Here is a 23,775-nt window from a genome sequence, read left to right on the forward strand (position 1 = left end):
AAACCTAACTGTTACTCCTGGGGCGGTTAGCGCTGAGAAAACCGTAGAGTAGCCCCCATAAAGCCCTTTCGCAGCATTGGGAGCGCTCCCACCGCTTGCGGCACAGTCGGGCGCAAATCATCCATGCGCCACGGCGCACGGGCTTCGCCGGGCTCCTGGGTCACGGCGCGCGGGCTGCGCGGCGCTCCGGCCGGCTCGCCGGAGCGATGGGAACGAACGCTGGCGCCGCGCGGCCGGGGGAGTGGGCCGGCCGTGCGGCGCCGGGAGGCGTCCTTCGCGGGGAGGCGGACGGGACGCCGCGGGAACGTGGAACGAGGGCGGCGGGCCGTCGAGGTCAGGCGGCGTAGCCGGGGTAGCCGTATCCGACGATCTGGGAGGCCGGCCTGGTGCGGATCTCGACCTTGCCGCCGTCGGTGTTGCCCTCGACGGTGCGGATGGTGCCGTCGCCGTTGTCCTTGATGACGAAGCCGACGTGCTCGATGCCGTCGATGCTCTTGTCGCCGTTGAAGGAGAAGAACACGACCGCGCCGGGCTTGGGCGTGGTGCCCCAGCGGTCCCGCGCGGCGAACCACTTGGCGTGGGCGACGGTGTAGGCGTCGGCGCCGACGGTGTCCTGCAGGCCCATCTGCGCGCCCACCCAGGAGACGAACATGTCGCACCAGGCGGCGTCGGCGTAGTCGGCGATCGTGCCGCTGTCGCGCGCCACGGTCTCCCTGGCGCGCGGGGAGCTCATGTACCAGGCGTGGAACTTGGTGCCGCCGCCGCTGCCGTTCTCGCTGATGCCGACCTGCTTCTCGGCCAGTGCCAGCAACTGCTCGGCGGAGACCTGCCGGGACGGCAGCCCCGCCTTCGCCGCCTCCTGCCGCGCGACGGCGACGATGCCGCTCTTGGGAGAGGCGGCGTCGGCCTGGGGAGAGGAGTCGGCGTTCGCCGCCAGGGCGGTGCCGGTGACAACCTGGGCGAGCACGAGCCCGCCGAACGCGACGGCCTTCAACTGGTTCTTCGGGGCATCCAGAAGCCGATGTACGGTCGTGACGAACATGGACAAGCTGAGACTCCTTCTTCCTGCCGCCTACCGGGTTAGCTGACGGGTTCGGACGTGAAGGTTCGTCCTACGGGCGCGTCCGTGGGCGGGCGCGCCTGATTCACCCCAAGAAGGTGGGTCCCCGGCTCCGCGTGGGCGCGGACTCGACGGAGGCGCGTGACGGCGGGAGAGGGATCTCTCCGCAGAGGACCGGCCGCGCCGGGCGATATCGACGGCACAGGCGGATCGCCCAGAGAAGCGGCCTCCCGTGCCGGGATTCCTCCGAGAGTAATACATCGGACAAACTGCATGCAAGTGGGACAAAGCTCTCGTCTGCTCCGGCCTCCTCATGGCAAAGCCAGGCACGCGGCCCGGCGAGAATGCGCGTCGGCGCGGTTGACCTGCCGCGACACGGGTAAGGCGCCGCCGATCCGGGCCCTGCGGGCGCGGACACGCCTCCGGGGTCGTCCGGGCCCAGTGATACTCGGAGCCTCCGACGCCTTCTGAGTCAAGTGAGGCCGGCGATGCCCGTGTGACGCTTGGGAGCCGCTTTCATCCGACAACGGCCGGGCCGCCGTCGGCTGCCGTTCATCGTCTGTTCCCTATTACGTAGGGTCGCGGGGCTAGGTTGCATGCGTCGTGAACGTGTCAATGCCCGGCGTGGAGAGGAACGGTCGAAGCCGCGTGCGGGAGCAGGGGTCGGCCGTCGCCTGGGTGGAGTCTCCGCTCCAGTTGCTGTGCGCGGTCGAGGCGCGGCACGCGGGGGTGATCGGGCCGGATACCCGCGTGGTGACCCGCGGCAGGCTGCCCGGCCTGCGCGTCACCCGCGCCGAGCTGGACGCGCTGGAGCTGCCGGCCGGGCTGAGCATCCAGGCCGCCGACCAGGGCATGCCCCGTCCCGGCCGCCGCGACGCCTGGGTCCTCGGGGACGCCTTCTCCGGCAGGATGCAGCTCACCTCGCTCACGGCCTTCCCCACCCGCATGGTCATCGTCGACGACGGCCTGGCCACCATCCGCCTGCTGGAGCTGCTGACCGCGGGCCTGGCCACCCCTCTGCTGCGCGCCCGCGCCGCGGCCAAGCCGTCCCGCCTGGCCCTGGGCGTCGCCGCGGGGATCCGCCTGCGCGCCGCGGCGAGGGCCGGACGGCTCACCGTCTTCACCGCCCTGCCCGTCCCCGTCGCCCTGGCCGACGCCGTGCGCGGGCTCGGGGCCGAGCTGGTCACCCACGACTTCGCCTGGCTGCGCTCCCAGCCGGTGGTCGCCCACCCCCGGCCCCGCGAGAACACGGTGGTCCTCGGCACCTCGCTGGTGCGCAACGGGCTGATCCACCGCGACCGCTACCTGTCCTGGCTGTTCGCCCTCGAGGGGCCGCTGGCGTACTACCCGCACCGCAGGGAGGACCCCGGCGACCTGGCCGCGGTCCGCGACCACCCCGGGGTCACCGTGTACGACGCCGGGGCGCCGGTCGAGATGACCCTGCGCGACCTGCGCCCCGGCCAGCGCGTTCTCAGCCTGCCGTCCACGGCCGTCACCTCGCTGCGCGTGCTGCTCGCCGCCCGCGGGGTGCCCGTCCAGACCGTGGAGGTGCCCGACGACTGGTGGACTCCCTCCGCGTCGGTCTCCCTCCGATCGCATCTCCAGATGTTCGCGCACGAAAGGGCTTCTCCTTGAGCCGGGTTCTCGCTGTGGCCGATTCGGACTCGTATCTGAAATGGGCGGCGGGTCTTCTCGACCAGCTACCGGCCGGTTGGACATCGACGCTGGCCGTCGTGCGCACGCCGATCGTGCCGTCCCCGGCCCAGATCACCGCCGCCGTCAGCGGCACCCGCTCCGGCGCGGCCGAGCCGCCCGCCGTGGTGTCGGCGCGGGCGCTGCGCCGCATCGCCGAGCGCGACCGGCCCGACGCCATCCTGCTGGCCTGCACAGGGCCGGTGGTGGACGTGCTGGCCGGCGACGTGCTCGGCGGGCTCTCGCCGCGGCCGGTGCTGGTGTCGGGGCTGCCGGGGATCTCCATCCCCGCCACCGAGAAGGCCTGGCTGTACCGCGGGGCCTGCGACCTGTTCGTCGTGCACAGCGGCAGGGAGGTGGAGGAGTTCGGCCGCATTGGCAGGGAACTGGGCGCCACCGGGTCGATGGCCCTGGCCCGCCTGCCCTACCTGGACCATCGGACGGCCGGCGGCGGGACGGGCGACCGCCTGGTGTTCGCCACCCAGGCCAAGGTGCCCAAGCGGCGCGAGGACCGCGAGAGCATCCTGCTGGCTCTCGCCCGGCTGGCCGAGGCGCGTCCGGGCCTGGACGTCGTGGTCAAGCTGCGCGCCCTTGAGAACGAACGCCAGACCCACAACGAGCGCCACCACTACGAGCGCCTGTGGCGGTCGCTGGCCGAGTCCGGCGCGGTGCGTCCCGGCTCGGTGCGCTTCGCCGCCGGCGCCATGCACGAGCACCTGGCCGCCGCGGCGGGATTCGTGACGGTCAGCTCCACCGCGGCCCTGGAGGCGATCGCCGGCCGCGTCCCGCTGCTGGTCCTTTCGGACTTCGGGGTCAGCGCCGAGATGATCAACCTGGTGTTCGAGGACAGCGGGTGCCTGGGCACCCTGGAAGACCTGGCGCGCGGCGACCTGCGGCACCCGACGGCCGCCTGGTGCGACGCCAATTACTTCCACGACCCGGCCACCAGCGACTGGGTGGCCAGGCTCGGCGCCCTGATCGCCGAGGCGCGCGCGGGGCGGCTCGCCCCGGTGCGGCCGCTGCTCACCGGACCCGAGCACGCGGCCGCCCGGCGGCGGGCCCGCCTGCGGGTGGAGGTGCCGCCGAACGTGCTGCGCGCCGGTTACCGCGCGAGCCGCCGCGTGCGCCGCTACCTCAAGGCGCTGGGCTGACCTCCGGGCGGGATGGCGTGAAACTTTCGCGCCGCCCCGTCCGCATCAGTGGTGGCATGGGCGCTGCGGCCCCCGTCAGCCCTGCGGAACATGACGCGCCACGTTGACAACTCCCGACGTCCGGTCACAATCGGTGACGTCAACGCCCCTGGTGACGGGAGGACGGTCATGGCGGGAAATCGCGGGTCGGAGGTCGCCGCGCGCCGTACCGTCGCGCGCACGGCACTCGCCGCCTTCGCGGTCCTCGGCGCGGTGGTCTCCCCGCCACTGGCCGCCCCGGCAGGGGCCGCGGCCACCACGCTGGGAGGGGCGGCCGCGGCCACCGGCCGCTACTTCGGCGCCGCCGTCGGCGCCTCCCATCTCGGCGAGGCGCCCTACGCGGCCGTGCTCGACCGGGAGTTCACCTCCGTGACCCCCGAGAACGAGATGCACTGGGACGCGGTGGAACCGGTGCGCGGCCAGTTCAACTTCACTCCGGCCGACGCCATCGTCGCCCACGCCCAGAGCAAGGGCATGCGGGTGCGCGGGCACAGCCTGGTCGACTCCCCGCACACGGCCTGGACGGGCAACCTGCTGACCGCCCAGGACACCTACCAGGCGCTCACCGCCCACATCGCTGCGGTGGCCGGCCACTTCCGAGGGAAGATCCACAGCTGGGACGTGGTGAACGAGGCGTTCGCCGACTCGGGCGGCGTGCGCCCCGGCCTGTTCCAGCGGCGCCTCGGCGACTCCTACATCGAGACGGCCTTCCGGGCCGCCCGCGCCGCCGACCCGGCCGCCCGATTGTGCCTCAACGACTACGGCATCGAGGATCCGGCGGCCGCCAAGACCCGCGGCGTGCTGGCCCTGGTCAAGGACTTCAAGGCGCGCGGCGTGCCCATCGACTGCGTCGGGCTGGAGTCGCACTTCACCGCGACGACGCCGGTGCCGGCCGGGTACGCCCAGACCATCGCCCAGTTCGCCGCGCTCGGCGTGGAGGTCCAGATCACCGAGCTGGACATCGAGGGCTCGGGCGCCGCCCAGGCCCAGGCCTACGGCAGGGCGGTCACCGCCTGCGTGACGGTGCCGCGCTGCACCGGCATCACCGTGTGGGGCGTGACCGACAGGTACTCCTGGCGCAGTGGCGGCACGCCCCTGCCCTTCGACCGCGACTACAACAAGAAGCAGGCCTACTACGCCGCGCTGTCCGCGTTCGCCATATGCGGGGGCCGGGCCGCCGGCGCGGGCGCGGCGGCGCGGGCCGCCGCCTGCTAGCGGGACAGAGCGCGGCGCAGGCGCGCGAGGGGGCGGGACTTGGCCGGTTCGGGCGCGGGAAGCAGGCCGACCGAGGCCAGCCGCCGGTTCTTGAAGTAGCGGGCCTGCGGGCCGTTGGCCTCGATGTAGCGGGCCGCGGCCTCGCGCAGCGCCGGGTAGTGCTCGCTCTGCATGCAGAAGCCCACCGCCTCCACCAGCGCGCGCAGGTCGCTCCGATCGCCGGTCGGCGGCTCGGTGATCGAGCCGTCCGGCGCCAGGCGCGGCACGGTGGCGTCGACGATCGTCACCGGGATTCGGTTGCTGTTCTCGTAGGGCGCCAGCCGCTCCAGCACCAGCTCGCAGCCCATGGTCGCGATCGGCAGGCCGAACAGCCGGCGCGCGGTCATCAGAGCGGTGGAGAAGCATCCGACCACCAGTCGCGGGCGCAACGCCAGGAAGCACACCTCGGCCGGCACGGTGTCGCCGGCCACGCACAGGTCGACCCCGAGCTCCCGCGCGACCGCGCGCAGCAGGCGGGCGTGGTGGCCGCCCGCCGCCGGGTGCGGCTTGAACAGCACGCTGCGGTGGCCGCGCGCGGCGAGGGCGCGCAGCATCCCCGCGTGCAGCTCGGCCTCCTCCTCGGCGGTGACGATGTCCAGCGCCGACAGGTACTGGCCCAGGATGATCGCCTCGCCGTACAGCCCCTCGACGGCGGGCATCTCCTCCAGCACCCGCAGGAACGCCGCGTCCGGCAGCGGCTCGGGCGCGACCCCGACCTCGCGCAGCAGCAGCGGCGTGAGCTCGGGCACCAGGTCCAGGTGGAGCAGCCGGGTGATCCGGCCGGAGATCTCCAGCGGCAGCGGGTCGCGGGTCGGCCCGTAGCTCATCAGGCCGTCGGAGTACACCGTGATCGGGCAGTCGCGGACCAGCGCCGCCACCGTCCTGGCCGGCGGCACCGCCACCGACTCCAGCACCAGCTCAGCGGCCCCCTCGCCCAGTGAGAGGTGGCCGCGCACCAGGCGCTCCAGCATGGGCACCTCGATGACGCGCGCCTTCCAGTCGGAGGGGTGCAGCGGGGCGATGATGTCGTTCCACGACCAGACCTCGTCGAACCGGGGCCGCAGCGCCGCGAACCCCGGGGCCTCGTCCAGGGACGGGGTCACCTCGGGGATCGCGGCGTTGTTGGACACCAGCAGCACCCGGCGGCCGTCGTGCGGGCCGAACCTGCCCGCGTCCATGGCCGCCGCCAGCGTCATCGTCCCGAACAGGGTGGAGCTGTAGAAGACCTGCGTCATGGCGAACGCTCCTCGGGCAGTCTGAGAGGTCGGGGGAGCAGCGGCCCGAGCAGGGCCTGCCGCTCCTCGTCCAGCCCCGTCTGCCCGATCAGGTCCGCCGGGAGGCCGGCCAGGACGTCCCGCGCCCTGTCCTCGAAGCGGGCACGCAGCGCGGGGGAGAACCGGTCGCCGAGCTCCAGGTGGTGGGCCAGCAGCGCGCAGAAGGTGCGCACCGCCTTGGGCTGCAGGTGCGGCTCGCCCTCGATCTGCTTGAACACCAGGTCGAAGGCGTCGAAGAAGTGCAGCTGCCGTTCGTCGCCGACCTGGGTGAGGGAGGTGGACACCAGCCGCCGGTAGAACACCCCGGCGATGGAGGCCACCGCGAACGACCGCGCCTCGCGGTGCAGCCGCCAGATCCACGGCCGGTCCTCGGCGGTGTGCAGGTGCCCCGGGAAGGCGAGCAGGTCGCCCAGCGAGCGCCGGTACACCCCCGCCCACGCGTAGGGGTAGTCCACCATCGTCCGCGCGCCGGCCGGCAGGATGCGGTCGCGCGGGTCGAGCACCACGCCCCGCCTGGCCTCCGGCGCGCGGTGCACGATGCGCTTGCGCCCCTCCACCTGCACGTGGTCCACCCGGACGAAGTCGCAGCCCAGGCCCTCGATCGCCTCGACGAGCAGGGAGAGGTACCCCCGGCCCACCCAGTCGTCGCCGTCCAGGAAGGTGAGATACCGGCCCGAGGCGAGGGACAGGCCGGCGTTGCGGGCGTCGGCCAGCCCCACAGGAGAGCTGTTGCGCAGCACGGTCAACCCCGGCAGGTCGTCGCGGAAGTCGTCGATGACCTGCGGGGTCGCGTCCACCGAGCCGTCGTCGACGACGATGAACTCGAAGTCGGGCCGCGCGTTGCGCCGCAGTGAGGCCAGCGTGTCGCCGATGAACGGCGCCGCGTCCCGCACCGGCACCACGACCGACAGCGTGATCACCGGCGTCCTCCGGTGCGCGTCGCCGCGCCGCCTCCTGCCGCGCGCCGCACGGGGCGGCGCGCGTCCATGTCGATGATCATCTCGTGGGTCAGACGGTGACGCGGCGCAGGCGGGACTTGGGGGCCTCCTCGCCCGGGAAGACGCGCTTGACGCCGTCGCCGAGGGCCTGCTCGATGATCCTGATGTCGCGCACCAGGTGCTCCAGGCCGCTCGGCTCCAGCGAAGCCGCGTGGTCGGAGCCCCACATCGTGCGGTCCAGGGTGATGTGGCGCTCCACGGTCACCGCGCCCAGCGTCACCGCGGCCAGGGAGATCTGCAGGCCGCGCTCGTGGCCGGAGTAGCCGACCGGGACGCCGTACCGGTCCTGCAGGGTGATGATCGTGCGGAGGTTGGCCTCCTCAGGCGGCAGCGGGTAGGTGGAGGTGGCGTGCATGATCACCAGCTTGGACGTGCCGAGGATCTCCACGGCCGCGTCGATCTCCGGAAGCGTCGACATGCCGGTCGACAGGATGATCGGCTTGCCGGTGGCGGCGAGCCGGCGCAGCAGCTCGTGGTCGGTCACGCTGGCCGAGGCGACCTTGTGCGTGACGACGTTCATCTCCTCCAGGAAGTCCACCGACGGCACGTCCCACGGGGAGGCGAACCAGTCCAGGCCTCGCTCGGCGCAGTACTTGGCGATCTGGGTGTACTCGTCCTGGCCGAACTCCACCCGGTACTTGTACTCCAGGTAGGTCATCTCGCCCCAGGGCGTCTGGCGCATCTGGTCGCGCTGGTGGGCCGGCACGGCGATCTCCGGCGTGCGCTTCTGGAACTTCACCGCCTGGCAGCCGGCGTCGGCGGCCACGTCGATGAGGCGGCGGGCGATGTCCAGGTCACCGTTGTGGTTGATGCCGATCTCGCCGATGACGTACACCGGCTGCCCGGGGCCGACCAGCGACTCGCCGATCTGGACCGGGGCGCCCTTGACGCGCAGCGTCGCGCGCGGGCCGGCGGCGGCCGGCTCGGCGTCCACCGGGCGGGCGGCGAGCACGCGGTCGCACAGCTCGCGCACGGCGCCGGCGCCGCCCCCGTGACCGAGCACGATGCGGGCGGCGGCGCGCACGCGGGGGTGGGCGTCGGGCACGGTCACCGGCCAGCCGACCAGCTCCATGCAGCCGAGGTCGTTGAGGTCGTTGCCGACGTAGGCGACCCGCGCCGGGTCCAGGCCCTCGATGCTGAGCCAGTCGCGCAGGGCGGTCTGCTTGGAGGCCAGGCCCTGCAGGACCGGGACGCCGAGCTTGCGGGCGCGGGCGGTGACGACCGGGTTCCGCTCGGTGGACAGCACCAGGATCTTGACGCCGGACCGCTTGAGCAGGGCGATGCCGAGGCCGTCGGAGCGGCTCACCGCGACGGTCTCGCGGCCGTCCTGGTCGACGTAGACCAGGTCGTCGGTGTGCACGCCGTCGAAGTCGGTGACCACCGCGTCCACGTCGAGCGGGCCGGGACGGTCCACGAACGGGGCCAGCGCCCGCACCATCTCCAGGTCCTCGGGGGAGTCCACCTCGACGGCGTGGCGGCTCGGCACCGGCTGGACGGCGACGGTGCCGAAGAAGCGGTGCCCGTGCTCGCGCAGCCCGGCGGCGCGGATGGCGTAGAAGGCGCCGGTCTCGCGGTACTCCGGCTCGCGGTCCTGGCGGCGCGGGCGGTGGGCCGGGTCGTGGTTGATCCCGCGCACCCCGTCCTCGCCGCGCGCCCACACGAACTCGTGGGTGGGCAGCCCGGAGAACACCACGTCGGCGGCGCCGTCGAGCACCTTGGACACGGCGGCGTCCAGGTCGGCGGGGTCGATGAAGGCGCTGGTGCACTGGACGAGCACGACGACCTCGGGGTCGGTGCCGACCTGGTCGAGGGCGTGCAGCAGGGCCGACTCGCTGGAGGCGGTGGCGCCGCTCAGCTCGGCGGGGCGCTGGACCACCTCGGCGCCCGCCGCGCGGGCCGCGGCGGCGATGGCGTCGTGGTCGGTGCTGACGACCACCCGGTCGATGAGCTCGGCTTCCGTGCAGGAGGCGACCGCGCGGGCGACCAGGGGCGTGCCGCCCACCTTGGCCAGGTTCTTCAGCGGGACGCCCGCAGAACCTCCACGGGCGGGGACGACGGCCAGGACTCGCAAGGTTGACTCCCTGATATGCGGCGTGCGAGCGGGCCGTCCTTCGGCCACGCTCGCGAGGTGTCACGCACGCTAACCACCGGCACCATCCCGTTAGGAGATTGCGAGCTGAACGCCCAGCGTCACTCCTGTTAACACTTGGGAGAGCCGGGAAGCCGGGGCCGCCGCCGCCGCGCTCCGTCCGGCCGGACGGCGGGCGGGGGCGGGCTCATCCGGCGAGGGGCGGGTCAGCGGAGGCGGGCTCATCCGGCGAGGGAGCGGGGGCTGGTTCAGCGGGCGGGCGAGGGGCTCACTCGGCGAGCGGCAGCCGCAGCACGAAGCGGGTGCCCTCAGGGACGTTCTCGACGTGCAGCGTTCCGCCGTGGGCGATGGCGACGTCCCGGGCGATGGCCAGGCCGAGGCCGGTGCCTCCCTTGTTCCTGCTGCGGGCGGCGTCCAGCCGGGCGAAGCGGTGGAAGACGCGCTCGTGGTCCTCCTCGGCGATGCGGTCGCCGTCGTTGGTGACGGCGAGCACGGCCGACCCGTGGTCGCGGTGCACCTCGATCTTGACCATGTCGGCGGCGTGCCGCTGGGCGTTGTCCAGCAGGTTGTCGATCACCCGGTACAGGTGCGTGCGCACGCCCATCACGGTGACGTGCTCCTCGACGCCGGCGATGACCGGCACGCGGCCGGGCCGGGCGGCGATCTCGCCGGTGGCGAGCTGGCCGAGGTCGACGGGCTCCTGCGCGGCCGGGCCGCCCGAGCCGAGCCTGGCCATGAACAGCAGGTCGGTGACGATCGTCTCCAGCCGGTCGGTGTCGCGCAGCGCCCCCCGCACCAGCGTGCCGAGGTCGGTCTCCTCGGGGTGCAGCAGTGACTCCTCAAGCTGGGCGCGCAGCCCGGCGATGGGCGTGCGCAGCTCGTGCGAGGCGTCCGCGGCGAACCTGCGCTGCTGCTCCACCGAGTGCTCCAGCCGGGCCAGGGTGCTGTTGACGGTGCGGGCCAGATGGGAGATCTCGTCCTCGCCGGGAGGCTCCCGCACCCGCAGGGACAGATCGCTCGCGGTGATGTGGGCGAGCTGGGCCTGGATGTGGTCGATGGTGCCAAGGCCACGGTCGGCGGTCTTGTAGGCGATCCAGCCGACCAGGCCGGCCACGGCGGCGATCTGCAGGCCGACGGCCACGTCGAGAATGCGGGTGGACAGCACGGCCGGGGTGGGCGCGGCCGCGTACACCACCGGCGCGCCGGGGCCGGCGCCGGTGAGCGTCGCGGTCACGTGGAAGCAGCCGACGGACAGGGGCCGGCAGGTCGTGAAGTCGAGCAGGTCGTGCGGGACCACCGGCCGCGCGTCGCTGAGCGGCGGCAGGGTCCGGCCGCGGGCGGTCGAGGCCAGGATGTGCCGCCCGGGCCCGACCACCTGGATGAGGTCGACGTCGCCCGGGCCGGGCGCGATCGGGTTGAGCAGGGACGACTCGCGGTAGGCCACCACGACCCGCGAGGCGGCCTCTCTGGTGTCGTGCCAGATGGCGTTGGCGACCGTGGCCCTGATGACCAGGTCGGCGGCGACGCCGAGGGGGATCAGGAACAGAGCGGCCAGGACGAGCGTGAGGAGGGTGACCCGCCCTCTGATCGATCGTGGCCAGATGGCGGCCCGTGGGAGGGGCATTGGCAAAGGCTATCCGCGCGGATCTCCGCCAAGATCCGCGTGCCGGGAAAGAGGTGGCCAAGGGATGGCAAACTCCCCCGGCGCGGGCCGGGGCGCCACGCCGCCGGACCCTAGCGTCCGGCGTGCCGGATCACCGATCCGGCCGCCGGAGGGTTGGGGTCTCCCCTTGGGGATCACCGACCGCTACGGTGTGCGGCAGCAACCTTTTAATACCGAGTGTGGGGTTATGGCGCCGAAAGCCTGGCGGGCCTGTCTGTCCTTACCGTTGACCTCCGTGCTGCTCGCCACCCCGGCGTCGGCCGCCTCGCTTCCCGTGGAGCGCTCGAACGCCGCCGCCGCCGCGTCGCGGGCGGCGTCCGGCATCGACGGCGCCGGCGCGGCTCTGGAACGCTCCGCCGCCGGCCGGGCCTTCTACGTGGACTCCCGCGAGGGGGACGACGACGCGCCGGGCACCTCGCCGGGCAAGGCCTGGCGGTCGCTGGAGCGGGCGGGGGAGGCCCGGCTGCGCCCGGGGGACACGCTGCTGCTGAGGCGGGGCGGCCGGTGGAAGGGCACGCTGAGGCTGGAGGCGGACGGCACCGCCCGGCGTCCCATCACCGTCGGGGCCTACGGCAAGGGCGGGCGGCCGAAGATCAGCGGGCGTGATGACGACTGCGTGGTGGTCGCCGGGTCCTATCTGCGGGTGTCGGAGGTGCGGGCGAGCGACTGCGGATGGGCGGGCTTCCGCGTGGACGGCCGCCACAACGACCTGTGGGACGTGTACGCCGACCGCAACGTCGCCGGGGTGTGGATGACCGCGCGCGGCGGGCGCAACGTCCTGCGCAACAGCCAGATGGTGGGCAACGACCGGATGAGCGTCGACGACGCCGAGCCCGACAACGACTCGGGCGCGTTCGGCGTGCTGCTCAACGGCGACGACAACCGCGTGATCGGCAACCTCATCTCCGGCAGCTACGCCAGGAGCCAGGACTACGTGACCGACGGCGCGGCGGTGGAGGTGTACGACGGCGACCGCAACCTGGTGGCGCACAACGTCGCCAGGGACAACGAGACCTTCACCGAGCTCGGCCACCGGCCCGGCGCGACCGCCGACGGGAACCTGTTCGCCAACAACGTGGTGACCTCCTCGCGTCCCCGGGGGTCGTTCCTGATCACCCGGGGGCCCGGGCACATCGTCGGCCCGGTCAGGGGCACAATCGCGGTCAACAACTCGGTGTACCTTCCCGCGCGCCGGACCATCGGCTTCTCCTGTGCCGACGGCTGCGGCAAGAAGATCCTCAGGTTGCGCAACAACGCGATCAAGGTGGGGGGTCTCGTCGGGTTCGAGGACGCCTCGGGGATCGACGACGCCGGCGGGGTCTACGACGGCAGGATCAAGGACTTCAAGCCCGGCCACCGCTCCATCCACGCGGACCCGCGCTTCGCCGGCCGTCGTGACCTGCGGCTTCGTCCAGGGTCACCCGCCATCGGGCAGGGTGTGCCGCTCGGGGCATCCTGGTACGGCGGGGCCTCCATGGCCCACGACGCGGCGGGACGGACGATCCGGCGATCGAAGAACCCGGACGCGGGCGCCTATCAATACTGAATTGGACTTATTTCCTACATATCTCCGGAACATCGGTGAAACCTACATCCGACACCCTGTGTGGCGAGGGGCCGCGGATGAAACAAAACAGGAGGTCGGCACGCATGCGTGGCCCGGCTGGACATGAGAGGTGGTGGTGAAGGTGCTGAGAGTTCGGGTGTCGCTCCCTGACCGCCCGGGGGTCCTCGGACAGGTCGCCCGGGCGTTTGGAGTGCTCGGCGCGGACATCCTGCAGGTCACGGTTCTGGAGCGCGAGGCGGGCCGTGCGGTCGACGACTTCACCCTGTCCTGGCCGGGCGGATTCGCCGCCGACGAGCTGCGCGACCGCCTGTCCGTCGTGCCGGGGGTGCGCATCGAGGGCGTGTGGCCGACCAGGGAGGTGCCCGGCGCGAGCCCCGACTACGACCTGCTCGGACACGTCGTCACCGACGCCGAGCGGGCTTTCGTCACGCTCGTCGACGCGGTGCCCGACCTGGTCAGCGCCGAGTGGGCCGTCGCGGTCGACTCCGACACCGGCACCGTCGTGCACGGCAGCTGGCAGGCTCCGGGCGTGGAGGAGATGCCCGACCTGACGCCGCTGCGGCCGACGGCGTTCAGCGAGGGGCCGCTGCACCTGCTCAGCCTCCCGGTCAAGGCGGCGGGCCTGCACCTGGTCGTGGCACGTTCCGAAGGGCCGGCCTTCCACCAGGTCGAGCTGGACAAGGTGGTCAGAGTGGTCGAGATCATCGCCCTGCTCGCCGGCGCGGCGGAGCCCCGCACGCTCGCCTGAGGCGCGCGGGGCGGGGGCTCCTACCGGCGGGGCGGGTCGATGCGGTTGCCCTGCACCGTGAACAGCATCAGCCTGCTGAGGTCGACCGCGACGCGGCCGATCTCCCCCGCGCGCCACACCGGGCGGGCGCCGAGGCGGACGATGATGTCGGCGCGGCGGTGGTGGCCGCTGCCCGGCGTGGGCGTGTTCTCCTCGGCGTGCGGGGGCCCCTCGCCGCCCGAGATGAAGCGCCGCATCATCGTGCGCACCCGGCCCGGGCCGTGCGCCGCGTGCCCGTTGCCGTTGCCGTTGGCGTGGCCGTTGACCATCGCGGGGCGGGGCTCGGGCGCGGCCACGGCCGGGATGCCCACCTCCAGGTAGGCCAGCCACTCGTGGCCGTGGTACTCCAGCGCCCGCACCCTGCCGGTGAAGTGCGGCCCGTCGGCGCCCTCGGGGATCGGCGTGAGCCCGTCCGGCCGGATGCCCACGATGATCTGGCTGCCGGTGTGCTGGGAGACGGCGTACGCGCGGGGGTCGGTCCACGGCATCGTGATGTTGTGCAGGCCGAAGTCGAGCGAGATGTACTGGTTCTGCGGGGTCCGCACCGTCGCCGACAGCAGGTTCAGCTGCTGTGAGCTGAGAAAGGCCGCCACGAAGGCGGTGGCGGGGTCGTTGTAGATCTGCCCGGGGGTGCCCACGTCCTGCAGGACGCCGCGGTTCATGATGGCGATGCGGTCGGCCAGCGTGAGCGCCTCGACCTGGTCGTGCGTGACGTAGATCGTCGTGACGCCGAGCGCCCGCACCAGCGAGGAGATCTCCATGCGCAGTTCGGTGCGCATCCCGGCGTCGAGGTTGGACAGCGGCTCGTCCATCAGGAACAGCGAGGGCTGCCGGACGATGGCCCTGCCCATCGCCACCCGCTGGCGCTGCCCGCCGGAGAGCGTTCCAGGCCGGCGGTCCAGCGTCTCGTCGATGTGCAGGGCGCGGGAGAGCTCGATCACCCGCTCCCTGACCATGTTCGGATCGGCCTTGGCGATCTCCAGGGGGAAGGAGATGTTGCCCCGGACGGTGCGGTGAGGGTACAGAGCGCCGTTCTGGAAGACCATCGCCACATCGCGGTCGCGCGGGGCGAGGTCGTTGGCGTGCTTCCCGTCGAGATAGAGATCGCCGGCGGTGATCTCCTCCAGCCCGGCGATCATGCGCAACAGCGTGGACTTCCCGCATCCGGACGGCCCGAGCAGGACGAGCAACTCGCCCTCTTCCGCGCGCAGGCTCATGCGATCGACCGCGAGATGCCCCCCCGGGTACACCTTCGTCACGCTGTCGAGAACGACGGTACTCATCGTCACTCGTTCCTCCCGGGCATCAGAACCCGGATCCCAGCCGTCATTGTGATTGATGAGGTAGTACATCGCGTCCTGGGCCGCCGTGTCCATACGTGTCGTAATAAATCGCTCATGCGCTGGTTACTTGACCGTTGCCTCGCGGCCGACGTCAGGACGTGTGCAAACACCCGCTGGGAAAGGCGTCCGTGAGGCCTCCTTCGGCCGCTGGCGACGCGTGTTACTCGTCCGCCCGTTCTCTGGTAATGCCGATGCAATGACGGACGTGTCACAATTTGCAGCAACTTTCCGAAAGGTCTTTCATGTCAGTTCACACGCCTGTTACGTTCCGCGTACCCGGTGGACGCCGCCACCGCTCGGGGGGTGGCGGGCGTCCCGGTCCTATGGCAATGGAGCTGAGCAAGGAGTGCACACAATGCGGCGAGGCATCTCGGCAGCGGCGGCAGCCGCGGCGCTCGCGCTGGCGGTTTCCGCCTGCGGCGGCCAGGACACCCCCACCCCGTCGGCCGCCCCGGCCAAGAGCGCCGACGCCTCGGCCGTCTCCGGAGAGGTGACGTGGTGGGACACCTCTGACGCCACCAACGAGGGGCCCGTCTTCCAGGACCTGATCAAGGACTTCCAGGCCAAGTACCCCAAGATCAAGGTCAACTACGTCAACGTGCCGTTCGCCGACGCGCAGAACAAGTTCAAGACCGCGGCGCAGAGCGGCTCGGGCGCGCCCGACGTGCTGCGCGCCGAGGTCGGCTGGGTCGCCGAGTTCGCCTCCCTGGGCTACCTGGCCCCGCTGGAGGGCACCCCCGCGCTCGACAAGCCGGAGGACTTCCTCGCCAGCCCCGCGAGCAGCGGCGAGTACAACGGCAAGACCTACGCCGTGCCACAGGTCACCGACACCCTCGGCCTGCTCTACAACAAGGAGCTGCTGAAGAAGGCCGGCCACGACGCGCCGCCGAAGACCTTCCAGGAGCTCAAGCAGGTCGCGCTGGACGTCAAGTCCAAGGCGGGCGCCGACGGCCTGGCCCTCAACGTGGACGCCTACTTCCTGCTGCCGTTCATCTACGGCGAGGGCGGCGACCTGCTCGACGTCGCGAGCAAGAAGATCACCGTCGCCTCGCCGCAGTCCACCGCGGGCGTGAAGATCGTCGAAGACCTGATCACGTCCGGCGCCGCGGCCAAGCCGGCCATCCAGGACAGCTACACCAACGCCGAGACCGCCTTCAAGGAAGGCAAGGTCGCGATGATCTTCAACGGGCCGTGGTCGAACACCGACAACCTCGGCGGCAAGGTCTTCAAGGACAAGCCCGACAACTTCGGCATCGCCCCGGTGCCGTCCGGCTCGGCCAAGGCCGGCTCCCCGACCGGCGGCCACGACTACGCGGTGTACGCCGGCTCCAAGAACCTGGACGCCTCCTACCTGTTCGTCCAGTTCATGGACTCCGCCGAGAGCCAGGCCAAGGTCGCGGGCAAGCTCGGCCTGCTGCCCGCCCGCCAGTCCGCCTACGCCATGCCCGACGCCCAGGCCAACGACATGATCGCCAAGTGGAAGGAGCCCATGGCCTCCGCGGTCGAGCGTCCCTGGATCCCCGAGGGCGGCCAGCTGTTCCAGCCGCTGCTGGAGGGCTACCAGAAGATCGCCGCCGGCCAGAAGGGCACCGACGCGGCGCTGCAGGACGTCGCCAAGGCCTACCAGGGCATCCTCAAGGGCTGGAGCCTGTGACCCATGACGACGCAGGTCGTTGACGGCACGGCCGCGGGCGCACCGTCCCGCGGCCGCGCCCGCCGTCCCCGGCGCGAGGGCGGCGCGGGGCGGTTCCTCGCGCGCCACTGGTACGCGTGGGCGATGTGCGCCCCGGTGGTCATCGTCACCCTCGTGCTGATCGGCTACCCGCTGGTGCGCGGCCTCTACCTGTCGCTCACCGACGCGACCGAGGCCAACATGGGCCGCACGATCGGCATGAACGTCATCCCCTCGACCTACGAGTTCGTCGGCCTGTCCAACTACGCCGACATCGTCACCTCCAGCGAGTTCCTGTCCCGGCTCGGCTGGACGGTCACCTGGACCGTCGTCTGCGTCGCGCTGCACTACGGCATCGGCCTCGGCCTCGCCCTGCTGCTCAACCGGCCGATGCGGCTGCGCTCGCTCTACCGCATGTTGCTGGTGCTGCCGTGGGCCGTGCCGGCGTTCGTGTCGGCCTTCATCTGGCGCTACCTGCTCAACGGCGAGTTCGGCGTCGTCAACGCGATGCTCCGGGCGGCCGGCCTCGCCAGGGTCGACTGGCTGGACGACCCGCTGTGGGCCAAGGCCTCGGTCATCGCCGTCAACGTCTGGCTCGGCGTGCCGTTCATGATGCTGGCCCTGCTCGGCGGGCTCCAGGCCATCCCGCGCGAGCTGTACGAGGCGGCCGAGGTGGACGGCGCGACGCCCTGGCAGCGCTTCCGGCACATCACCCTGCCGGGCCTCCGGCCGGTGTCCAGCACGGTCGTGCTGCTCGGCACCATCTGGACCTTCAACCAGTTCCCCGTCATCTTCCTGGTCACCAGGGGCGGCCCCGGCGGGTCCAGCGAGATCCTCGTCACCTATGCCTATCGGCAGGCGTTCGAGGGCATCCGCAACTATTCGGGTTCGGCGGCGTGGGGCGTGCTCATCCTGGTCCTGCTCATCGTCCTGGCCGTCGTCTACCGCCGGGCGCTGCGCCGGCAGGGGGAGGCATGGTGAGCGCGCTCACCCCGGCGGGCGGCACGCGCCCGCGCGGCCGCGAGAGCCGCGGCCCCGGCAGGTCACTGGCCCTGCACGCCACGCTGATCGCCGCGAGCGTCATCGCGGTCTTCCCGGTCCTGTGGCTGGTGCTGACCTCGATCAAGCCCAGGGACGCCTGGCAGTCCTCCACGGTGGAGCTGTTCAACAGCCCGAGCCTGTCCAACTACGCCCAGGTGCTCGGCCAGACCGCCTTCCCGCGCTGGCTGTTCAACTCGCTGCTGGTCGCGGCGATGACCACCGTCCTCGGGGTGGTGCTCGCGGCCACCACCGGCTACGCGGTCAGCCGCTTCCGCTTCCCCGGCTACCGGTCGATCATGTGGATGCTGCTGGTCACGCAGATGTTCCCCGTCGCGATCCTGATCGTGCCCATCTACAACCTGCTCGCCGGCCTGGGACTGATCAACCAGTTCCCCGGCCTGGTCATCGCCTACCTGACCTCGACCGTGCCGTTCTGCGCCTGGATGATGAAGGGCTACTTCGACACCGTCCCGGCCGAGATCGACGAGGCGGGACGGGTGGACGGGCTGACGCCCTTCGGCACGTTCTGGCGGCTGATCCTCCCGCTGTCCAGGCCGGGCCTGGCCGTCGCGGCCTTCTACTCCTTCATCACCGCCTGGGCGGAGGTCGCCTACGCGACCGCGTTCATGACCGGCGACGACAAGTACACGCTGGCGGTCGGGCTCGGGCAGTTCGTCGGCCAGCACAAGGCCGAGTGGGGCCTGCTCACCGCGTCCTCGGTGCTGATCGCCGTGCCGGCCGCGGTGGTCTTCCTGCTCGTCCAGCGCCACCTGCTCACCGGCCTCACCGCCGGGGCGACGAAGTCCTGACCCTCATGGTGGTATCGGTCCTGAAATTTCGGAGAATCGGGGATCCCAATGACCGACGTCGTCCGTGAAGCCCGCCCCGTCAAGGCGGCCACCCGGTGGTGGCGGGACGCGGTGATCTACCAGGTCTACGTGCGCAGCTTCGCCGACGGCAACGGCGACGGCGTCGGCGACCTGCTCGGCGTGCGCAGCCGGCTGGACTACCTGGCCGAGCTCGGCGTGGACGCCCTGTGGCTCACCCCCTTCTACACCTCTCCCATGGCCGACTTCGGCTACGACGTCGCCGACTACCGCGACGTCGACCCGGTCTTCGGCACGCTCGCCGACGCCGAGGCCCTCATCCAGGACGCCCACCGGCACGGGATGCGGGTCATCATCGACGTGGTGCCCAACCACACCTCCGACCGCCACGCCTGGTTCCTCGAGGCGGTCCAGGCGGGCCCCGGCGCTCCCGCCCGCGACCGCTACATCTTCCGTCCCGGCAGGGGCGAGGCCGGCGAGCTGCCCCCCAACGACTGGGAGTCGGTGTTCGGCGGCCCGGCGTGGACGCGGCTGCCCGACGGCGAGTGGTACCTGCACCTGTTCGCCCCCGAGCAGCCCGACCTCAACTGGGACGCCCCCGAGGTCCACGCCGAGTTCGAGGCCATCCTGCGCTTCTGGCTGGACCTCGGCGTCGACGGCTTCCGCATCGACGTCGCCCACGGCATGGTCAAGGCCGCCGGGCTGCCCGACATCGGGTCGGCCGGGCAGATCGAGCTGCTCGGCACCGCCGTCCTGCCGTACTTCGACCAGGACGGCGTCCACGAGATCCACCGCACCTGGCGCCGGGTGCTGGACTCCTACGACGGCGAGCGCATCGGCGTCGCCGAGGCGTGGGCGCCCTCGCAGGAGCGCCTGGCCCGCTACGTGCGTCCCGACGAGCTGCACCAGGCGTTCAACTTCCACTTCCTGAAGACGCCCTGGGACGCCGGCCCACTGCGCACGGTCATCGACGAGTCGCTGGCCACCGTCGGCCCCGTCGGCGCCCCGCCCACCTGGGTGCTGTCCAACCACGACGTCAAACGGCACCTCACCCGCTACGGCGGCGGCGAGACCGGCCTGCGCCGCGCCCGCGCGGCGGCCCTGCTGATGCTCGCCCTGCCCGGATCCGCCTACGTCTACCAGGGCGAGGAGCTCGGACTGCCCGAAGTGCTCGACCTGCCGGACGAGGTCTGCCAGGACCCGCAGCGGCTGCGCCACCCCGACGACGGCCGCGACGGCTGCCGCGTCCCCATTCCCTGGGCCCACTCCGAGCCGCCGTTCGGGTTCAGCCCGCCCGGCATCCAGGACACCTGGCTGCCCGTCCCGGCGTCCTGGGGCCCGCTCAGCGTGGAGGCCCAGCTCGGCGACCCCGCCTCGACGCTGCGGCTGTACCGGGAGGCGCTGCGGCTGCGGCGCGATCGCCCCGAGCTCGGCGACGGCGGCCTCACCTGGCACGAGTCACCCGCGGGGACGCTGACCTTCACCCGGGACGGCACCTTCGCCTGCACGGTCAACGCCACCGGCGAGCCCGTGGAGCTGCCCAGGCCCGGCGCCCTGCTGCTGGCGAGCGGCACGGTGACCGTGGAGGGCGGCGTCGCGCTGATGGCGCCGGACTGCGCGGCGTGGTGGGCCCTCGGCGATGCGTAAAGTAACGTCCATGAACGGCACTGCGCGGCTCGCCGACATCGCGGCCCAGGCGGGGGTCAGCGAGGCCACGGTCAGCCGCGTCCTCAACGGCAAGTCGGGGGTGTCGGCGAGCACCCGCCAGCTCGTGCTCACGGCGCTGGACCTCATGGGGTACGAACGCCCGCAGCGGCTGCGCCAGCGCAGCAACGGCCTCATCGGGCTGGTCACCCCCGAGCTCGACAACCCGATCTTCCCTGCGTTCGCCCAGGCCATCGAGAAGTCGCTCACCCAGCACGGGTACACCCCCGTGCTGTGCACCCAGAGCCCGGGCGGCGCCCCCGAGGACGAGTTCACCGAGCTGCTGCTCGAACGCGACGTCAGCGGCATCATCTTCGTCTCGGGCCTGCACGCCGACACCACCTCGCGGATGGACCGCTACACCCGGCTCACCGACCGCGGGCTGCCCATCGTCCTGGTCGACGGCTACAGCGAGCACATCGCGGCGCCGTTCATCTCGCCCGACGACCGCATGGCCGCCCGCCTGGCCGTGCAGCACCTGGTCGACCTCGGCCACGAGCGCATCGGCCTGGCGCTCGGCCAGCGGCGGTTCGTCCCGGTCATCCGCAAGATCGAGGGCTTCGCGCAGGCCATGTCGCAACTGCTCGGCGTGTCCGACTGCGAGGACCTGATCCAGCACTCGTTGTTCTCGGTCGAAGGCGGTCAGGCCGCCGCGTCGGCGCTCATCGGCCGCGGCTGCACCGGCATCGTCTGCGCCAGCGACCTCATGGCCCTGGGCGCCATCCGCGCCGCCCGCGAGCGCGGCCTGTCGGTGCCTGGCGAGGTCTCGGTCGTCGGGTTCGACGACTCGCCGCTCATCGCCTTCACCGACCCGCCGCTCACCACCGTCCGCAAGCCGATCGGCCCGATGGCCTCGGCCGCCGTCCAGACCCTGCTGGAGGAGATCGGCGGCGCCCCGCCCAAGAACATCGAACTGGTCTTCCAGCCCGAACTGGTCGTCCGCGGCTCCACCGGCTCCGGCCCCCTGGTCAACCGCTGACGATCCCCGTGAGCACGCGGGTACCTGGGGGTGGACCGCGCGAGCCCGGAGCGCGCGCGGGAGATCGCGGCGCGCGTCCCCGACGCCCGTTTCGCCGCGGTGGAGGTGCGTCAGATCATGGACATGCCGAACGAGCCGATGTGATGACCAGCGGCGAGGAGGCCGAGGATCCACCGCGCCGACCTGCGCGGCGGCTCCCCACCGCTCCGGCGCGTCATCTGGTGAGCGAGAAGCGCCGGCGCGTCATCCCGTGAGAGAGAAGCGTTCGGCGAACGCGGACAGTTCCTCGTGGCGCCGGTCGGGGTCGGCGGCAGTGGGGTTGACGACGACGCGGGTGACGCCTTCGGCGGTGAGGGCCTCGACCTGGGCGGCGGTCATGTCGATCGACCCCCACCGCGTGTACTCCAGGGCGCCTGGGTCGCGGCCCGCCCCGGCCGCGGTCCAGCGGGCGAGTTCCACCTGTGCGGCGCGCTCGGCGGGGTCGAGCGCGCCGCCGGGGAAGTAGCCGTCGCCACGCAGACCGGTCCGCCGGGCGGCCGCCCGGCTCGAGCCGCCGATGTGGATCGGGAGACGCGCGACCCCGTGCGGCTTGGGGTAGCTGCACACGTTCTCGAAGGAGAAGAACTCTCCGGCGAAGCTCACGCCCTCCTCGCCGCCGGCCCACAGCAGCCGCATCACGTCGATCGCCTCGTCGGCCCGCCGGCCGCGGGTGCCGAAGTCGACGCCCACCGCCGCGGCCTCGCCCGGCAGGGTGCCGAGCCCCACGGTCAGCAACCGCATCCGCCCCCGGGACAGCACGTCGATGGTCGCGAGCCGCTTGGCGAGGACCACCGGATGGCGGTACGGCAGCAGCAGCACGCCCGTGCCGAGCAGGATCCGGCTCGTGGCCGCCGCGACGAAGCTCAGGCAGTCGAGAGGGTCGGCGTACGGCAGCGTCGGCGGGATCTCGTAGGGCCCGAGCTTCGCGCCGGGGTACAGCACCAGGTGCTCCGGCAGGTACAGCGACTCGAACCCCCGGTCCTCCGCGTGCCGCGCGAAGGCGGCGATCTCCTCGGGATCGACGCCGTGATACGCCGTGTTGTAGCTGACCCCGAACCTCATCCGCCGTCCCTCCGCCACCCGGCGGCCTTTCTCGGCGGCCGGGACCTGTCAGACCAGGGCAACGTTAGAACCCTGCCACCGGCGTCAAGGCAAGCCGTCCGTCACGGAGAAGTCCCGCCACCGGGAAGGGATGCGGCCGGAGGAGGCGGCGGCTGCCGGTGGTGTGCTCCTCGGGGCCGTTCGTCACGCGGCTTGACGGTGTGAGGTGAGGCGGCGTCTGGTCCAGACGCCGGCCGCCGCAAGCGGCCACAGGCGGGTGGCGAGGTTGCGGGTGAGGATGCCGGCCGAGGTCGCCGGGATCATCATCGCGGCGGCCTGGTCGACCCCCCGCTGCTTGGGCTCGACCAGCATGCGATGCCGGGTCTCGAACCGTTCGAAGGCCGCCGCGTGGTCGGCGGGGGAGGCGGCGAGTTCCTCGGCCAGGGTGTGGGCCCCGGCGATGGCCAGGGTGGAGCCGTTCCCGAACAGCGACACGCACGACGCCGCGTCGCCGAGCACCGCGACCCGGTCGCGTGACCAGCGGGGGAGGTCCACCACGCTGACCGAGTCGAAGTAGAGGTCGTCGGTGGACCGCACCTGCTCCAGCAGCTCGGGCACCCGCCACGAGCCGCCCGCGTAGGCGTCGGCGATCATCCGCTTGTGCTGTCCGGCGTCGCGGTGGTCGAAGTCCGGCACCATGGGCCCGCGGAACATGAACGCCGCCAGGGCGGGGCCGCCCATCGAGGGATGCACGGCGACCGCCCTTCCCGGAGTGTTGTGCATGACGACGTGGTGCGGGTCCTCGGCCGGGCGGTCCAGGCGCAGCGTCGCCACCCAGACCCCGGCGTGCCGCACGTAGCCGGGCTCCGGCCCGAACGCCAGCCGCCGCACGGTCGAGTGCAGGCCGTCGGCCCCGATCACCAGGTCGAAGCGCCGGGGTGCGGCGCGCTCGAAGGTCACCTCCACTCCGCCCGGGTCCTGGCTCAGGGTGGTGATGGAGTCGCCGAACAGCAGCTCCACGTGGTCCCGGCTCGCCTCGGACAGGATCGAGGCGAGGTCTCCGCGCGGCAGTTCGACCTCACGGCTGCCGGCGGCGCGTTGCACGGCGCGCATGTTCACCCGCCCGACGCGCCTGCCCGCGGCGTCGACGAAGCTCAACCCCCTGACGTCCGTGGCCGCCTCGCGCAGGCGGGGCATGATGCCCATCCGCTCGGCGACCTCCACCGCGGGGCCTCGCACGTCCACCGGGCTCCCGCTGGACCTGACCGTCGTCGCGCGCTCCACCACAGTCGGCCGCATGCCGTGCCGCGCCAGCCAGTACGCCAGCGTCGGCCCGGCGATGCCCGCCCCTGATATCAGCACCGTGCGCCCCGCCATCACGCTCTCCCGTCTCCGCGCCGTCATCCGACGGCCGGTCCCCGCCGATCCGCTCTGTGGCGGGCCGGGTCCTCCTCCTCGGCGCCCTGCGGCGCGCGGAGCCCCGGCGGCCATCCGCTGACCATCGGTCAGGACGAGACGCTACCTTCCTGTCCAGCGGTCAGTCAACCGCTATGCT

At 72.3% G+C, this 23,775-nt stretch carries 18 protein-coding genes and 1 riboswitch; of the genes, 10 read left to right on the forward strand and 8 right to left on the reverse strand.

The genetic code is table 11. From position 1 onward, the window contains the following. Window positions 1-334: 334 nt before the first annotated feature. Entirely contained in the window at window positions 335-1,042 is a 708-nt protein-coding gene (locus ACWEN6_RS28420) for a CHAP domain-containing protein (protein WP_452574514.1), read from the reverse strand. Window positions 1,043-1,054: 12 nt separating this feature from the next. After that, window positions 1,055-1,204, reverse strand: a riboswitch (cyclic di-AMP (ydaO/yuaA leader). A gap of 504 nt (window positions 1,205-1,708) precedes the next feature. Here ACWEN6_RS28420 and ACWEN6_RS28425 point away from each other — a divergent pair. The 3 genes from ACWEN6_RS28425 (at window position 1,709) to ACWEN6_RS28435 (ending at window position 5,157) form a co-directional block, all read left to right on the forward strand. Continuing rightward, window positions 1,709-2,695, forward strand: a complete 987-nt coding sequence (locus ACWEN6_RS28425) for a hypothetical protein (protein ID WP_452574418.1) — start codon at window positions 1,709-1,711, stop codon at window positions 2,693-2,695. Window positions 2,696-2,709: 14 nt separating this feature from the next. After that, on the forward strand, window positions 2,710-3,903 hold the full coding sequence (locus ACWEN6_RS28430; protein ID WP_452574420.1) for a DUF6716 putative glycosyltransferase: 1,194 nt from the start codon (window positions 2,710-2,712) through the stop codon (window positions 3,901-3,903). A gap of 168 nt (window positions 3,904-4,071) precedes the next feature. Next, window positions 4,072-5,157, forward strand: a complete 1,086-nt coding sequence (locus ACWEN6_RS28435) for an endo-1,4-beta-xylanase (RefSeq protein WP_452574422.1) — start codon at window positions 4,072-4,074, stop codon at window positions 5,155-5,157. Here ACWEN6_RS28435 and ACWEN6_RS28440 read toward each other — a convergent pair. The 4 genes from ACWEN6_RS28440 to ACWEN6_RS28455 form a co-directional block, all read right to left on the reverse strand. Beyond that, the gene (locus ACWEN6_RS28440) at window positions 5,154-6,431 is read right to left on the reverse strand and encodes a polysialyltransferase family glycosyltransferase (RefSeq protein WP_452574424.1); all 1,278 of its coding nucleotides are present in this window, start codon (window positions 6,429-6,431) and stop codon (window positions 5,154-5,156) included. The genes ACWEN6_RS28435 and ACWEN6_RS28440 overlap by 4 nt on opposite strands. Beyond that, window positions 6,428-7,390: a glycosyltransferase family 2 protein gene (locus tag ACWEN6_RS28445; protein WP_452574426.1), complete on the reverse strand. Its 963-nt coding sequence runs from the start codon at window positions 7,388-7,390 to the stop codon at window positions 6,428-6,430. Before ACWEN6_RS28445 ends, ACWEN6_RS28440 begins: the two co-directional genes overlap by 4 nt. An 88-nt stretch (window positions 7,391-7,478) precedes the next feature. Then, the gene (locus ACWEN6_RS28450; RefSeq protein WP_452574428.1) at window positions 7,479-9,539 is read right to left on the reverse strand and encodes an N-acetylneuraminate synthase family protein; all 2,061 of its coding nucleotides are present in this window, start codon (window positions 9,537-9,539) and stop codon (window positions 7,479-7,481) included. A gap of 286 nt (window positions 9,540-9,825) precedes the next feature. Continuing rightward, entirely contained in the window at window positions 9,826-11,181 is a 1,356-nt protein-coding gene (locus tag ACWEN6_RS28455; protein WP_452574430.1) for a sensor histidine kinase, read from the reverse strand. Window positions 11,182-11,455: 274 nt separating this feature from the next. On the opposite strand from ACWEN6_RS28455, the gene ACWEN6_RS28460 reads away from it, so the two are divergent. Together ACWEN6_RS28460 and ACWEN6_RS28465 are read left to right on the forward strand one after the other, a co-directional pair. Further along, on the forward strand, window positions 11,456-12,766 hold the full coding sequence (locus tag ACWEN6_RS28460; protein WP_452574432.1) for a hypothetical protein: 1,311 nt from the start codon (window positions 11,456-11,458) through the stop codon (window positions 12,764-12,766). A gap of 157 nt (window positions 12,767-12,923) precedes the next feature. Further along, window positions 12,924-13,535, forward strand: coding sequence for an amino acid-binding protein (locus ACWEN6_RS28465; protein WP_452574434.1), 612 nt, complete (start codon window positions 12,924-12,926; stop codon window positions 13,533-13,535). A 20-nt stretch (window positions 13,536-13,555) separates the two neighbouring features. Here ACWEN6_RS28465 and ACWEN6_RS28470 read toward each other — a convergent pair whose 3' ends face one another. After that, a complete protein-coding gene (locus ACWEN6_RS28470; protein WP_452574436.1) occupies window positions 13,556-14,857 on the reverse strand; it encodes an ABC transporter ATP-binding protein in 1,302 nt (433 codons plus the stop codon). 415 nt (window positions 14,858-15,272) lie between these two features. Between ACWEN6_RS28470 and ACWEN6_RS28475 the strand changes: the two genes are divergently transcribed. The 5 genes from ACWEN6_RS28475 to ACWEN6_RS28495 are packed head-to-tail and all read left to right on the forward strand — an operon-like array spanning window position 15,273 to window position 21,140. Further along, a complete protein-coding gene (locus ACWEN6_RS28475; protein ID WP_452574438.1) occupies window positions 15,273-16,571 on the forward strand; it encodes an extracellular solute-binding protein in 1,299 nt (432 codons plus the stop codon). Between the two features lie 3 nt (window positions 16,572-16,574). Continuing rightward, window positions 16,575-17,570 (forward strand): carbohydrate ABC transporter permease, encoded by a 996-nt coding sequence (locus ACWEN6_RS28480; RefSeq protein WP_452574440.1) that lies wholly within the window; start codon window positions 16,575-16,577, stop codon window positions 17,568-17,570. Beyond that, window positions 17,564-18,439, forward strand: a complete 876-nt coding sequence (locus ACWEN6_RS28485) for a sugar ABC transporter permease (RefSeq protein WP_452574442.1) — start codon at window positions 17,564-17,566, stop codon at window positions 18,437-18,439. The genes ACWEN6_RS28480 and ACWEN6_RS28485 overlap by 7 nt, the downstream gene beginning before the upstream one ends. 48 nt (window positions 18,440-18,487) lie before the next feature. Beyond that, window positions 18,488-20,104 carry a glycoside hydrolase family 13 protein gene (locus ACWEN6_RS28490; protein WP_452574444.1) on the forward strand — a complete coding sequence of 539 codons (1,617 nt, stop codon included), beginning with the start codon at window positions 18,488-18,490 and terminating at the stop codon, window positions 20,102-20,104. 10 nt (window positions 20,105-20,114) lie between these two features. Next, window positions 20,115-21,140, forward strand: coding sequence for a LacI family DNA-binding transcriptional regulator (locus tag ACWEN6_RS28495; RefSeq protein ID WP_354836113.1), 1,026 nt, complete (start codon window positions 20,115-20,117; stop codon window positions 21,138-21,140). A gap of 243 nt (window positions 21,141-21,383) precedes the next feature. On the opposite strand, the gene ACWEN6_RS28500 is transcribed toward ACWEN6_RS28495, so the two are convergent. Further along, window positions 21,384-22,241, reverse strand: a complete 858-nt coding sequence (locus tag ACWEN6_RS28500) for an LLM class F420-dependent oxidoreductase (protein ID WP_452574447.1) — start codon at window positions 22,239-22,241, stop codon at window positions 21,384-21,386. A gap of 183 nt (window positions 22,242-22,424) precedes the next feature. Continuing rightward, window positions 22,425-23,597 carry an FAD-dependent monooxygenase gene (locus ACWEN6_RS28505; RefSeq protein WP_452574449.1) on the reverse strand — a complete coding sequence of 391 codons (1,173 nt, stop codon included), beginning with the start codon at window positions 23,595-23,597 and terminating at the stop codon, window positions 22,425-22,427. Window positions 23,598-23,775 lie beyond the last annotated feature (178 nt).

It is taken from the genome of Sphaerisporangium sp. NPDC004334 (assembly GCF_053602655.1).

Bases quoted from the DNA above. Each gene is read 5' to 3' on its own strand.
- ACWEN6_RS28470 (WP_452574436.1), bottom strand. From the start codon at position 14,857: ATGAGTACCGTCGTTCTCGACAGCGTGACGAAGGTGTACCCGGGGGGG.
- ACWEN6_RS28440 (WP_452574424.1), bottom strand. From the start codon at position 6,431: ATGACGCAGGTCTTCTACAGCTCCACCCTGTTCGGGACGATGACGCTG.
- ACWEN6_RS28480 (WP_452574440.1), top strand. From the start codon at position 16,575: ATGACGACGCAGGTCGTTGACGGCACGGCCGCGGGCGCACCGTCCCGC.
- ACWEN6_RS28505 (WP_452574449.1), bottom strand. From the start codon at position 23,597: ATGGCGGGGCGCACGGTGCTGATATCAGGGGCGGGCATCGCCGGGCCG.
- ACWEN6_RS28455 (WP_452574430.1), bottom strand. From the start codon at position 11,181: ATGCCCCTCCCACGGGCCGCCATCTGGCCACGATCGATCAGAGGGCGG.
- ACWEN6_RS28435 (WP_452574422.1), top strand. From the start codon at position 4,072: ATGGCGGGAAATCGCGGGTCGGAGGTCGCCGCGCGCCGTACCGTCGCG.
- ACWEN6_RS28475 (WP_452574438.1), top strand. From the start codon at position 15,273: ATGCGGCGAGGCATCTCGGCAGCGGCGGCAGCCGCGGCGCTCGCGCTG.
- ACWEN6_RS28495 (WP_354836113.1), top strand. From the start codon at position 20,115: ATGAACGGCACTGCGCGGCTCGCCGACATCGCGGCCCAGGCGGGGGTC.
- ACWEN6_RS28490 (WP_452574444.1), top strand. From the start codon at position 18,488: ATGACCGACGTCGTCCGTGAAGCCCGCCCCGTCAAGGCGGCCACCCGG.
- ACWEN6_RS28485 (WP_452574442.1), top strand. From the start codon at position 17,564: ATGGTGAGCGCGCTCACCCCGGCGGGCGGCACGCGCCCGCGCGGCCGC.
- ACWEN6_RS28500 (WP_452574447.1), bottom strand. From the start codon at position 22,241: ATGAGGTTCGGGGTCAGCTACAACACGGCGTATCACGGCGTCGATCCC.
- ACWEN6_RS28420 (WP_452574514.1), bottom strand. From the start codon at position 1,042: ATGTTCGTCACGACCGTACATCGGCTTCTGGATGCCCCGAAGAACCAG.